We start from the raw sequence: 12,494 nt of genomic DNA, 5'->3' as shown, positions 1-12,494 counted from the left end.
CTCCCGGATTCATGGTGAAGGATCACTGTCATGGGGTATTGTGGCGACCGACTCGATGGCGCGACCGGCCACATGCACCGCCTGTAGATTCATTGCGTGATCAAGCGTGACGATGTCCGCTCGCTGGCCTGGCGCCAGTGCACCGCGATCGGTCAATCCCAGATAGCGTGCCGGCAGCAGGGAAAGACGCCTTGAGGCCTCAGCCAGTGGCAGGCCGAGCGCCATCCAGTTACGCAGGGCCACATCCATGGTCAGTGCACTACCAGCCAGCGTGCCATCCGCCAGGCGTACCGAATCGCCACGCTTGTAGACATCATTCTCCCCCAGCCGGTATTGCCCTTCGGGCATGCCGGCCGCCGCAGTAGCATCAGTAATACCGTAAAGACCCGGGATGGCGCGCAGTGCAGCCAGTACCGCACCGGGCGCTACATGCACCAGGTCGGGGATGATTTCAGCGAAGGATGCCTGCGCCAGTGCTGCACCCACGATGCCCGGATCACGGTGATGCAACCCACGCATGGCGTTATAAAGATGGGTGAATCCGTGAGCGCCCTGACCCAGCGCCATTATGGCAGTTTCATAATCCCCATCGCTGTGACCGATCTGGACACGGATGCCCTGCCGATTCAACCAGTCGATCAGCCCCTCATGCCCATCAAGCTCCGGGGCCAGGGTAATGGCTCGAATCGGTACCAGTGCCATCAGCGCTTCAAGTTCTTCACGAGTGCCGGGCCGAGCGTATGGAGGTTGTGCGCCGAGACGTCGATCGCTGATAAAGGGCCCTTCCAGATGAACGCCCATGATGTCGGCCGCCTGCTCGGGCGGCTCAAGCATGACGCGCTGCACCCCGCGCAGTGCTTGCTCGATGGCGGCACGACTATCGGTCATGGTGGTCGCCAACACACTGGTGGTACCAAATCGGGCATGAGTCCGAGCCAGCGTTGCGGCAGCTTCACCGCCCTCCATGACATCGGCGCCACCGCCCCCATGCACATGCAGATCGATGAAGCCCGGAATCAGGCGGGGCGCCTCATTGGCGTCCGGATCGACCGGCTCCCCTTCCATTGCCTCGATGACGCCATTACGCCATTTCAGCCGTCCCAGCTGCCAGCCCTCCGGCGTCAGCAGGTTACCTTCCAGTTGCCTCATGTTCGCTCCCGAGTCTCCCGTTCGAGTTCTACCACCACATCGTAATGATCCGGCCGACACCAGCTGATGGTCAGCTCGGCAGGACGCTCATCCGCCAGGTAGCCCAGTCGGGTAATGCGCAACAATGCTTTTCCGGTTTCAACACCGGCCAGCTCGGCCAGTGCTGCATCGGCATTGACCGCACTGACGTGCTGCAGGGCCCGTTCAATGCGATATCCCTGTGTTTCCAGATAATGATAGAGCGACTGATCAACCTCTTCGGGGCGGGAAATCAGCGTGGTGGGCAGCCAGCTCTCCTCTACCGCTACAATGGACTCATCGGCCAGCCGCTGACGTTTGAAATAGCTCACCGGGGTTTCATGACGCAGTCCGAGACGCATCAGAGTATCGCCATCAGGCACCCGGATATCACGCATCAGCCATTGGGAGCGCGGCATCAGCCCCCGGGCCTCGAGCGCCTGAGAGAACCCGGTCAGACGGTTGAGCGGTGTTTCCACCCGGGGAGTTACAAAAGTACCGGCACCACGATTGCGTTCAGCCAACCCAAGCTCGATGACTTCATCCAGCGCACGGCGTGCGGTAATACGGGAAATGCGGCAGTGATTTGCCAAACGCCGTTCGGAAGGCAGTGCTTCGCCGCGTTGCACGCAACGCCGGTTGATTGCACCAATCAGCTGCGCTGCCAGCTGACGATAAAGCGGGGTGGCGCTCTCTTCATCCAGTACCAGTTCCGCCATCCAGTTCATGAGGTTTTCGCTCCTTGCAACGCGGACCAATCTGACACCACAGGGCCTCTTTAGCAATACCAATTGCATACCACTTCGACCATGGTCGACGCCTGTAGTGCATGACCCTATTCTGCAAGGATCAGTGGCACGGCGCTCAGGGCCCTGCGATAAAGCGTCGAGGCCTTTCACTCATTACAGGAAGCCATGTCATGACCACTCTGATTATCGGTGCCAACGGCCAGATCGGCCGTCGCCTCTGCCAGCAGTGTGCCGAGCGGGCACCTATCAATACGCGCCATGATCCGCCATGAGAGTCAGCGCTCCTTTTTCGAAAAGCTGGGTATCGACACCGTGCAGGGTGATCTGTCCGGTGACATGACGGCCGCTTTTGCAGGCTGCGACCAGGTCGTCTTTACGGCCGGCTCCGGAGGTTCGACCGGGCCTGAACAGACACTGATGATTGATCTCAATGGCGCCATGCGCGCTATCGACATCGCTCGCGAGCAGGGCGTAAAGCGCTTCATCATGGTCAGCACCCGTCATACCGACCCGCTTGCCGGTCCCGAGCGGTTGCGTCCCTATCTGGCCGCCAAACGAGCCGCCGATGCCTACCTCATGCACTCGGGACTCGAGCATGTCATCCTGCGTCCGGGACGTCTGACCGACGCTCCCGGCAGTGGTCGCATCGCACACTCTCGTGAAGAGGCTGATGGGGAAGATATCTCTCGCGATAATGTGGCACGGGTGATAGCCACCCTGCTCGAGCGACAGCAGGTCGAGCATCGCGAATTCGTGTTACTCGACGGCGATCAGGCCATTGACGAGGCCATTCGCTGAGCGAACGCTTATCTCATCAAACGGTTACTTCGCTCGGGGCTGCCCCCTTTCGCGGGCCCCGGCCAGAACGTATAGTGGGCGCCCGACCCGCCAATCGACCGATCGAGATGCTGCAGAATAACTCCGCGCTTGCTCAACTCAAGCAACAGATTCGTGACAACACGCCGCGTGCTACCGGCGTGGTCAAGGGTACCGAGAAAGGCTTCGGCTTTCTTGAAACCGACGACGGCCAGTCGCTGTTCATTCCACCGCCGGCGATGAAGCAGGTCATGCATGGTGACCGCATTGAAGCGGTGATTCATGAAGCCGACGAGCGCAAGAGCGTGGCCCCTGACAGCCTGATCGAGGCCGGTCTTGATCGATTCATCGGTCGGGTTCAAAAGCGCGAAGGCAAGCTGTCGGTGGTTCCCGATCATCCGTCGATCAAAACTGCCATTCGTGCGCGGGTTCATCGCCAGCTGGATGAAGCGGCCATGAACGAAGGCGACTGGGTAGTGGCCCGTTTGTTGCGCCATCCGCTGCGCGCCGATGATCGCAGTTTCTTCTGTCAGATCGATGAAGTCATTGCCACTTCTTCGGACCCCTCGGTTCCCTGGCGGGTCACACTGGCACGACATGCACTGGAGCAGGCCTCTCCGAGTGGTGCCGAGCAGTGGCCTCAACTCGAGGAGTCGCTGACGCGCACCGACCTGAGCGATCAGCCGTTCTTCACCATTGACAGCGCCTCCACTACCGATATGGACGATGCGCTGTATATCGAGGCACGCAGTGAAGGTGGGTACCGGCTAACCGTGGCGATCGCCGACCCAACGGCTTATATTGCCGTCGACGATGCCGTTGATCGTGAAGCTCGTCAGCGCGCCTTCACGGTCTATCTTCCGGGGCGAAACGTTACCATGCTCCCCGAGGCACTGGCTGACGATCTCTGCTCGCTGAAACAGGATGCCGACCGTCTGGCTCTGGCCGCCACGCTGGAGGTCGATAGTGATGGCACCATCACAGAGACTCGCTTTTTCACCGCCACGGTGCGCTCCCATGCGCGGTTGACCTATGAACAGGTCTCCGACTGGCTGGAAGCTCAGGGAGAATGGCAGCCCGAGTCAGAGAGCATTGCTCAACAGCTGCGCCAGCTTGAAGGTTTTACCCGAGCGCGTCAGCAGTGGCGCGAGCAGCATGCGCTGGTCTTCCCCGATCGGCCCGACTACGTCTTCAAGCTTGATGAGGCGGGTAATGTGCTCGATATCGTCGCGGAGCCAAGACGCATTGCTCATCGCATGATCGAAGAGGCGATGATTGCGGCCAATCTCAGCTGTGCCGATTTCCTGAAGCGTCATGTCGGCCATGGTATCTACAACGTTCATCAGGGATTTACCGAGGAGCGCGCCGATCAGGCTGTTCAGCTGCTCGCCGCCCAGTCCATCGAGGCCTCCCGCGAACAGCTGATGGGCGTTGAGGGTTACCGTACCCTGCGCCGTACTCTGGATACGCATAACAATGCCTGGCTGGATGCTCGCTTGCGACGCCTGCAGGGTTTTGCCGGTGTATCCAGTGAACCCGGGCCACATTTCGGCATGGGGGTGCCCGCATATGCCACCTGGACATCGCCGATCCGAAAATACGGTGACATGTTCAACCACCGCCTGATCAAGCAGGTATTGCGCGAAGAAACCCCATCGACTGCAGCCACTGAAACCCTGACCGAACACCTTGGCGAGCGCCGACGCCTCAATCGTCTCGCCGAACGCGACGTCAAGGACTGGCTCTATGTTCGTTATCTGAGCGAAGCCGCTCGCGAGGGTCGTGGGTTCGCTGCCGAAATCGTCGATATTCGACGCGGCGGACTGAGAGTGCGCCTGGCGGCCAATGGTGCTTCCGCCTTCGTGCCTGCATCAACCTTGACCAGTGACCGGGACCAGCTGTCGATCGATGAACGTGAAGGCCTGATCCATATCGGCGGAGAACTGCGCTATCGTCTCGGTGACCCACTCAATGTGGTACTGTCCGAGGCTCGCGAGGAAACACGCTCGCTGGTCGCCCGTCCGGCCGAATAACGTGACTCCCCTCCGGTAACCAATCGAATCAGACACTTCGATGGTGGCTCGCTATACTGGTTGGCCGACCAGCCGGAGGGGCTGATGATGCCGCGGCCGAGCGTTTTCGATGCCGGCCGATGCGCGGGTATATGAAGCCCAATGGAGGTATCGGCACCGTGCATATTGCCGACATGACCATGTTCTATGCACCGTCCAGTGGCGGTGTACGCACCTATCTGGATGCCAAGCGACGACGTCTGAACAACGTGCCCGGTATACGTCACAGCCTGCTGGTGCCAGGTGCTCGCTACCGCCGTCATGAGGACGACCGCCTGGTCGAGGTCCCGGCACCTCCCCTGCCTTTCAGCAACGGTTACCGCTTTCCGCTGCGCCGCCACCACTGGTTGCGGGCGTTACACGATGTCGGGCCGGATCTGATTGAAGCCGGTGATCCCTACGTTACCGGCTGGGCCGCTGCCCAGGCGGCTCGCGAACTTGATATTCCGGTGGTCGGTTTTTACCACTCCGATCTGCCACTGCTGGTCAGCAATCGCTTCGGTAACTGGACCAGTGCAGCCATCGGTCAGTACATCTCGCGGCTGTATGGGCATTACAACCGTATACTGGCGCCAAGCCGGGTCATGGCAGGCAAACTGCACGCTCTGGGTCTCGAAGAAGTGTATGTACAGCCCCTTGGCGTGGACCTGGTCAATTTTTCGCCCGAGCGACGCAGCGACGAGTTACGTCGTGAACTCGGCATCAGCGATGATACCCGGCTATTGATCTTTGCCGGCCGCGGCTCCCGGGAGAAGAACATCGATGTTCTGCTGGATACCATGAAGCAGCTGGGCAGCGCTTACCATCTGCTGCTGGTAGGCTCCTGCATGCCAGAGCATACGCCGGATAATGTCTCGGTCATCAATCACTTCTGTAGCGCTGAAGATCTGGCCGTGAAAATGGCCAGTAGCGATGCCCTGCTACATGCCGGGACTCAGGAAACCTTTGGTCTGGTCGTGCTTGAAGCAATGGCCTGCGGTATTCCGGTAGTAGCAGCCCGCGCCGGGGCACTGGGAGAAAATGTGCCCGAGGAGTGTGGTCTGCTCTGCGAACCCCACAATGCCGCCGCCATGGCCGAAGCGGTTCGCAATCTGTTTACTGCCGATAGCCGCCAGCTCGGCCGACAGGCGCGCGCCCACGTTGAACGTCATCATAACTGGGACAGGGTAGTCGACGGGCTTGGCGCGCACTACCGCAATGTCCTCGGCATTCGAGACACCAGCTCTGCAGGAGTTCAGCATGGCTGAACGCGAACTGGCGCTGGTACTGCATGATATCGCGCCCGAGACCTGGGAAGATTACCGCCCCTTCGTTGAAGCCGTGGATGCCCTGGGTAGCATCCCGATGACCTGGCTGGTAGTACCGGATTTTCACCATCGCAGCGCCACTTTCGAGGATCCGGCCCTGCAGTCGATTCTGGAATCGCGTCTTGCCAGAGGCGATGAACTGGCCCTGCATGGCTACTATCACTGCGATGATGCGCCGCCACCTCGCACTCCTCGCGAGTGGTTCATGCGACGCATCTATACGTATGAAGGTGAATTCTACTCACTGGACAGGCAGCAGGCACAGCAGCGACTGGAAGCCGGCATCGAGCTGTTTCATCAGCGGAATTGGCCTCTTCATGGTTTCGTCGCTCCCGCCTGGCTGCTTAGCAGTGGTGCCCGTGACGCACTACGCGATCTGCCATTGAGCTATACCAGTGATCCACAGCATCTTTACCGACTGCCGGATTTCAGCGCCATCCGAGCACCATCGCTGGTATGGAGCGCGCGCAGCCGATGGCGACGCGGCATGTCGCTGGTAGTCAATGAAACCGCTCGATGGCGTCATCGTCATCAACCGCTACTGCGCCTTGGCCTGCATCCTGTCGACATGCGCCATCAAATGTCACGGCGTTACTGGCTTGACACCCTGCGACGCCTGCTCGATGCCGGCTATATGCCGACTACCAAGGCGGACTGGTTGAAGCGCCAGGCAGGATCAGGCAATGACGAATACGCATCTGTTCACGGTCGCTCATGAATCGTACGATCTGGCTTCTGCTGGCTGGCCTGGTCGCCGTGCTGGCCATACCGATCCTGCTCGGCGGGAGCGGTCTGATCCACCAGCTGGCCGGCTTCCCACTGTGGCTGTTCGCCATGATGCTGGGAATGATCCTGGTCTGCTGGTTCATCAACGGGCTCAAGCTGAAGGTACTGCTGGCCGGTCACGCTGGCCCGCTCGGCAGCATGCGCGCCATGGCCATCATGATGGCAGCAGAGTTCGCCATCTGCGCGACGCCGGGAGGCACCGGCGGTCCATTGACGCTGATGGCATTGCTGGCAAGACGCGGCGTGCGTCCAGCGCGTACGACGGCGGTTTTTGCCGTCGATCAGATCATCGATCTGGTGTTTTTCCTGTCAGCCATGATCGGCATGATGATCTACGTCATCACCCGTGCAGTCGATGTCAGACTGGGCTGGATGCTGATGATGCCAATGATGTTGCTGATCGGCGGACTGATCCTGATTCTGCTGCTGGGGCGTTATCACCGCAGCCTGATGCGTGTGCTTGGAAGAATGCTGGCCGGGCTGCGAGTGAGACCCCACACCCGGCGCAAGCTGGCAAGGCGGCTGCTGAATTTCCGCAACGCATTGGCTGAAACGCTACAAATGCCCCGCTATCGACTGGTCGTTGCCTTTCTGCTGGGCGTGGTCCACTGGCTGATCCGTTATAGCGTGCTCTATTTCACCCTGATTGGTCTGGGCAAGCATATGGATTGGGCCTGGACTTTCCTGGTTCAGATGCTTTCCATGGCCGCCGGGCAGATCACATTGCTCCCGGGGGGTGCCGGAGGCGCCGAGCTTTCCTCTTCAGCACTGCTGGCACCCGTGATCGGTCAATCCACGGCGGCCGCTGCCATCCTGATCTGGAGAGCCGTCACTTATTATTTCTACCTGGTCGCCGGTGCCCCTGTTTTCATGATGATGGCCGGTCGTCCATTGTTGCGTCGGATTCTGTCAGCACGGCGTCAGGAAGAGAGTGATCCGGGCAACTGATGATGATGGTTGGCGCTTCGGCGAACGACTTTCTATAACTGTCAGCATCGCCATCCAACGTCAGAGGAGTTCGCAATGCCTTTCATCAGTGTGGATACCAGTGATAGCGCGCCGGTCGATCTCTACTATCAGGATTGTGGTGCACCGGATGCGCGTCCGGTCATTCTGATTCACGGCTGGCCCCTGAGCCATCGCATGTGGGAGTACCAGATCAATGCCCTGACCGAGGCAGGTTATCGCTGTATTGCCTATGATCGTCGTGGCTTCGGCGAATCCAGCAAGCCCTGGGAAGGCTATGATTACGATACTCTGTCAGGCGATTTGCAGGCGCTGATGACCCGACTCGACCTGCGTGATGCAGTGCTCGTCGGCTTTTCCATGGGGGGAGGAGAAGTCGCGCGCTACTTCGGACGCTTCGGTAATGATCGGGTCAGTGCTGCCATGCTGATCGGTGCCGTCCCCCCTTTCCTGCTGAAAACCGATGACAACCCTGATGGCGTTGACGCTCAGGTTTTCGAGGACATGAAGGCAGGCATTCTCGACCAGCGAGTGGCCTTCCTCGAAGGATTCGGTCAGACCTTTGTCAACTGGAGCGAGGATGCTCCGACCATCAGCCGGGCACAGCTACAATACAATCACACCATTGCCAGCTTTGCTGCACCTCATGCTACCTTGCGTTGCATCACCGCGTTCGGGCAGACCGATTTCCGCCACGATTTGCCTAAAATATCGGTCCCGACGCTCATCATTCATGGTGATGCCGACCAGATTGTACCGGCAGAAGTCAGTGCCCAACGCTCGCACGAAATGATCAGCGGCAGTCGCCTGGAAATGATCGGAGGCGCGCCGCATGGTCTCAACTTCACCCACCGGGAAGAACTTCACCGGTTGATGCTTGATTTTCTTGACCAGCTCTCCTGATTTTCCGTTCGTTACAGGATGAGTGCCTCGAGAGACCCCGGGGGCCTGCAAGAAAAAAGGGGGATGCCTGACGGCATCCCCCCTTGTGCTCTTCGGCAATACGACACTTACCAGCCGGTCGCTTCCTTGAGCTTGTCACCAATTTCAGCCAGCGAACGCACCGTTTTAACGCCAGCAGACTCCAGCGCCTGAAACTTGTCATCCGCCGTGCCCTTGCCACCGGCGATAATGGCACCAGCATGGCCCATGCGCTTACCGGGAGGCGCCGTAACACCAGCGATATAAGCCACGACCGGCTTGCTGACGTGCTGCTTGATGTATTCAGCCGCTTCTTCCTCGGCAGTACCGCCGATCTCGCCGATCATGACGATCGCCTCGGTCTTCGGATCCTTTTCGAACATTTCGAGAATATCGATAAAGGTCGAACCAGGGATCGGATCACCACCGATACCCACACAGGTGGACTGGCCGAAACCGTGGTCGGTGGTCTGTTTGACCGCCTCATAGGTCAGCGTACCGGAGCGAGACACAATGCCGACACGGCCAGCCTGGTGAATGTGGCCCGGCATGATACCGATCTTGCTCTCGTCAGGCGTGATGACCCCTGGGCAGTTGGGACCGATCAAACGTACGCCCAGCTCATCGCATTTCACCTTGACGTCGAGCATATCGAGCGTCGGAATGCCTTCGGTGATGCAGATGATCAGCTTGATACCGGCGTTGGCGGCCTCAAGGATCGAGTCCTTGCAGAACGGCGCTGGCACATAGATTACCGAAGCTTCAGCGCCCGTCTGTTCGACGGCTTCGCGTACGGTATTGAACACCGGCAGGTTGAGATGCGTCTGACCGCCCTTGCCAGGCGTGACACCGCCCACCATATTGGTGCCGTAGGCGATCGCCTGCTCGGAATGGAAGGTGCCCTGACCGCCGGTAAAGCCTTGGCAGATCACCTTCGTATTCTTGTCGATGAGGATACTCATTACTTGCCCTCCGCTGCTTTCACCACCTGCTGCGCCGCATCAGTCAGGCTGGTGGCAGCAATGATATTCAGACCACTGTCGGCCAGCTTCCGGGTGCCCAGTTCGGCATTGTTGCCTTCCAGACGCACCACCACCGGCACATTGACGCCTACCTGTTCGACTGCTCCGATGATGCCCTCGGCAATCATGTCGCAGCGCACGATGCCGCCGAAGATGTTGACCAGCACTGCCTTGACCGATTTGTCGGACAGGATGATCTTGAATGCCTCGGCGACACGCTCGGTAGTGGCACCACCACCCACGTCCAGGAAGTTGGCTGGCTGACCACCGGAGAGCTTGATGATATCCATGGTGCCCATGGCCAGACCGGCACCATTGACCATGCAGCCGATGTTGCCGTCGAGGGCAACATAGTTGAGCTCCCACTGCTGGGCATGCGCTTCGCGTTCGTCTTCCTGGCTCGGATCGCGCATCTCCTGCAAATCGGGATGCCGATAGAGAGCATTGCCATCGAGATTGACCTTGGCATCCAGGCAGTGCAGGTTGCCTTCGCCGGTAATGACCAGCGGATTGATCTCAAGCAGGGCGAAGTCCTTGTCGGCGAACATTTTCGCCAGTCCCAGGAAGATCTTCGTGAACTGCTTGATCTGCTCCTTGTTCAGGCCCAGCTTGAAGGCCAGCTCACGCGCCTGATAGGGCTGTGCGCCTACCAGCGGATCAACGGTAGCGCGCAGGATCTTCTCGGGCGTCTCTTCGGCGACCTTCTCGATCTCGACACCACCTTCGGTGGAAGCCATGAATACGATTCGGCGCGAGCCACGATCCACCACGGCACCAAGATAGAGCTCAGTGGCGATATCAGTGCAGTTTTCGACCAGAATCTTGGCAACCGGCTGACCTTTTTCATCGGTCTGATAGGTCACCAGGCTCTTGCCCAGCCACTGCTCGGCAAAGGCTTTTGCCTCATCCGGACTCTGGACCAGCTTGACCCCACCGGCCTTGCCACGTCCGCCGGCGTGCACCTGGGCCTTGACGACCCACTTGTCACCACCGATTTTCTTGCAGGCACTGGCGGCTTCATCCGGGGTGTCGACAGCAAACCCCTTGGAGACCGGCAGGCCGTAATCGGCAAACAACTGTTTTGCCTGATATTCGTGAAGATTCATCGTCTCATGCCATTGGTTGCATTGGACTCTATTGGCGTTCGCCAATGCCTTTCAGGCCGCAGCCCGGACGAACGCCCCGACTCGCCGGCGGCCCTGCCGCCGGCGATCTACCCTACCCTTGCGGGCTCAGCGTTTCTTCTTCCGATTGGCCATGTGAATGGCATGACCATCGACGGCCAGTGCCGCTTCGTGCACGGCTTCCGACAGGGTCGGGTGGGCAAAGCAGGTCAGTGCCAGATCTTCGGCACTGGAGCCGAATTCCATCGCGATCACGGCTTCGGCGATCAATTCTCCAGCGTGCTGACCGATGATGTGAACACCCAGAACACGATCGGTCGAGGCATCGGTCACTACCTTGACCATACCTTCGGTAGCATTGTTGGCCATGGCACGACCACTGGCCGAGAACGGAAAGACGCCGGTTTTGACATCAAAACCGTCCTTTTTGGCCTGCTGCTCGCTGCGTCCGACCCAGGCCACTTCAGGCGCGGTGTAGATCACACTGGGGATGGCCTCATAATTCATTTCGGCCTTCTCACCATGGATGATGTCGGCCACCATCACGCCTTCTTCGGAACCCTTGTGTGCCAGCATGGGGCCGCGCACCACATCCCCGATGGCGTAAACACCCGGTGCCTTGGTCTGACAGACGTCATCGACCTGGATGAAACCACGCTCATCGAGCTCGACACCGGTGCCATCACCCAGCAGATTCTCGGTATAAGGACGGCGACCGACACAGACAATCAGCTTATCGAAGGTCTGCTCCTGCTCCCCATCGCTATCGGTGTACTTGACGACCACCTCGTTATCGCGGACCTCACTGCCGGTCACACGAGCGCCGAGCCTGATGTTCAGTCCCTGTTTGGTGAGCTGCTTGTAGGTCTCTTTCGAGATCTGTTCATCCACTACCGGCAAAAAGGTATCCAGCGCTTCGAGCATGGTGACCTCACTGCCCAGTCGCCGCCAGACCGACCCCAGCTCCAGCCCGATAACCCCAGCGCCGATGACGCCCAGGCGTTTGGGGACTTCCTGGAATTCCAGTGCCCCGGAACTGTCCACGATCAGATCCTCGGTCATGGGTGCCGGCGGGATATCCACGGGTACCGAGCCAGTCGCGATGACAACATTCTCGGCCTCGTAAGTCTGGCTTTCGCCATCATGACCGGTCACTTCGACCTTCCGGTCTTTCAGCAGCCTGCCGGTACCCTCGATCGAGGTCACGCCATTGGCCTTGAACAATCCACTGATGCCCCCGGTCAGCTGCGAGACCACCTTGTCCTTGCGGGCCATCATCTTCTCGATGTCCATGCTGACATCGCTGACGTTGATCCCCAGATCGCCATACTCGTCCCGGGCCTCGACAAACTTGTGCGAGGTTTCCAGCAACGACTTGGAGGGAATGCACCCGACATTGAGACAGGTACCGCCGTGAACGGTCTTGCCTTCCTTGTTGACCCACTTTTCCACGCAGGCCGTTTTCAGTCCGAGCTGAGCTGCGCGGATAGCGGCCACATAGCCACCGGGGCCGGCACCGATCACGATGACATCAAATTTGTCAGCCATGAGTATCCCTGTTCGG

The 12,494-nt window shown here is 59.3% G+C and carries 11 protein-coding genes; 6 read left to right on the top strand and 5 right to left on the bottom strand.

Going from position 1 to position 12,494, the window contains the following annotated elements:
• Positions 1-9: 9 nt before the first annotated feature.
• Positions 10-1,149: an N-acetylglucosamine-6-phosphate deacetylase gene (nagA, locus tag FY550_RS06010; protein ID WP_070976641.1), complete on the bottom strand. Its 1,140-nt coding sequence runs from the start codon at positions 1,147-1,149 to the stop codon at positions 10-12.
• The gene (locus FY550_RS06005) at positions 1,146-1,895 is read right to left on the bottom strand and encodes a GntR family transcriptional regulator (protein ID WP_070976639.1); all 750 of its coding nucleotides are present in this window, start codon (positions 1,893-1,895) and stop codon (positions 1,146-1,148) included. Before FY550_RS06005 ends, nagA begins: the two co-directional genes overlap by 4 nt.
• 279 nt (positions 1,896-2,174) lie before the next feature.
• On the opposite strand from FY550_RS06005, the gene FY550_RS06000 reads away from it, so the two are divergent.
• From FY550_RS06000 to FY550_RS05975, 6 genes are all read left to right on the top strand, one after another.
• On the top strand, positions 2,175-2,714 hold the full coding sequence (locus FY550_RS06000; protein ID WP_325062979.1) for an NAD(P)-binding oxidoreductase: 540 nt from the start codon (positions 2,175-2,177) through the stop codon (positions 2,712-2,714).
• Between the two features lie 107 nt (positions 2,715-2,821).
• Positions 2,822-4,765 carry an exoribonuclease II gene (locus FY550_RS05995; RefSeq protein ID WP_149054695.1) on the top strand — a complete coding sequence of 648 codons (1,944 nt, stop codon included), beginning with the start codon at positions 2,822-2,824 and terminating at the stop codon, positions 4,763-4,765.
• 131 nt (positions 4,766-4,896) lie between these two features.
• Entirely contained in the window at positions 4,897-6,051 is a 1,155-nt protein-coding gene (locus FY550_RS05990) for a glycosyltransferase family 4 protein (protein WP_325062978.1), read from the top strand.
• Positions 6,044-6,829 carry a DUF2334 domain-containing protein gene (locus FY550_RS05985; protein ID WP_070976637.1) on the top strand — a complete coding sequence of 262 codons (786 nt, stop codon included), beginning with the start codon at positions 6,044-6,046 and terminating at the stop codon, positions 6,827-6,829. The genes FY550_RS05990 and FY550_RS05985 overlap by 8 nt, the downstream gene beginning before the upstream one ends.
• On the top strand, positions 6,826-7,845 hold the full coding sequence (locus tag FY550_RS05980; RefSeq protein WP_149054419.1) for a lysylphosphatidylglycerol synthase transmembrane domain-containing protein: 1,020 nt from the start codon (positions 6,826-6,828) through the stop codon (positions 7,843-7,845). Before FY550_RS05985 ends, FY550_RS05980 begins: the two co-directional genes overlap by 4 nt.
• A 75-nt stretch (positions 7,846-7,920) precedes the next feature.
• The gene (locus tag FY550_RS05975; protein ID WP_070976634.1) at positions 7,921-8,766 is read left to right on the top strand and encodes an alpha/beta fold hydrolase; all 846 of its coding nucleotides are present in this window, start codon (positions 7,921-7,923) and stop codon (positions 8,764-8,766) included.
• Positions 8,767-8,873: 107 nt separating this feature from the next.
• Here FY550_RS05975 and sucD read toward each other — a convergent pair whose 3' ends face one another.
• The 3 genes from sucD to lpdA form a co-directional block, all read right to left on the bottom strand.
• Positions 8,874-9,746, bottom strand: coding sequence for a succinate--CoA ligase subunit alpha (gene sucD / locus FY550_RS05970; RefSeq protein WP_070976631.1), 873 nt, complete (start codon positions 9,744-9,746; stop codon positions 8,874-8,876).
• On the bottom strand, positions 9,746-10,912 hold the full coding sequence (gene sucC, locus FY550_RS05965) for an ADP-forming succinate--CoA ligase subunit beta (RefSeq protein ID WP_149054418.1): 1,167 nt from the start codon (positions 10,910-10,912) through the stop codon (positions 9,746-9,748). The genes sucD and sucC overlap by 1 nt, the downstream gene beginning before the upstream one ends.
• Before the next feature lie 126 nt (positions 10,913-11,038).
• Positions 11,039-12,478, bottom strand: a complete 1,440-nt coding sequence (lpdA, locus tag FY550_RS05960) for a dihydrolipoyl dehydrogenase (RefSeq protein WP_070976627.1) — start codon at positions 12,476-12,478, stop codon at positions 11,039-11,041.
• Between the last annotated feature and the right edge of the window lie 16 nt (positions 12,479-12,494).

The organism is Kushneria phosphatilytica (assembly GCF_008247605.1).
Taxonomy (GTDB): domain Bacteria; phylum Pseudomonadota; class Gammaproteobacteria; order Pseudomonadales; family Halomonadaceae; genus Kushneria; species Kushneria phosphatilytica.
Note: the sequence above shows the minus strand (reverse complement) of the source record. Positions and strands in the feature narration are given on the sequence as shown.

Bases quoted from the DNA above. Each gene is read 5' to 3' on its own strand.
- FY550_RS06000 (WP_325062979.1), top strand. From the start codon at position 2,175: ATGATCCGCCATGAGAGTCAGCGCTCCTTTTTCGAAAAGCTGGGTATC.
- FY550_RS05980 (WP_149054419.1), top strand. From the start codon at position 6,826: ATGAATCGTACGATCTGGCTTCTGCTGGCTGGCCTGGTCGCCGTGCTG.
- FY550_RS06005 (WP_070976639.1), bottom strand. From the start codon at position 1,895: ATGAACTGGATGGCGGAACTGGTACTGGATGAAGAGAGCGCCACCCCG.
- FY550_RS05985 (WP_070976637.1), top strand. From the start codon at position 6,044: ATGGCTGAACGCGAACTGGCGCTGGTACTGCATGATATCGCGCCCGAG.
- sucC (WP_149054418.1), bottom strand. From the start codon at position 10,912: ATGAATCTTCACGAATATCAGGCAAAACAGTTGTTTGCCGATTACGGC.
- FY550_RS05975 (WP_070976634.1), top strand. From the start codon at position 7,921: ATGCCTTTCATCAGTGTGGATACCAGTGATAGCGCGCCGGTCGATCTC.
- FY550_RS05995 (WP_149054695.1), top strand. From the start codon at position 2,822: ATGCTGCAGAATAACTCCGCGCTTGCTCAACTCAAGCAACAGATTCGT.
- FY550_RS05990 (WP_325062978.1), top strand. From the start codon at position 4,897: ATGAAGCCCAATGGAGGTATCGGCACCGTGCATATTGCCGACATGACC.
- lpdA (WP_070976627.1), bottom strand. From the start codon at position 12,478: ATGGCTGACAAATTTGATGTCATCGTGATCGGTGCCGGCCCCGGTGGC.
- nagA (WP_070976641.1), bottom strand. From the start codon at position 1,149: ATGAGGCAACTGGAAGGTAACCTGCTGACGCCGGAGGGCTGGCAGCTG.
- sucD (WP_070976631.1), bottom strand. From the start codon at position 9,746: ATGAGTATCCTCATCGACAAGAATACGAAGGTGATCTGCCAAGGCTTT.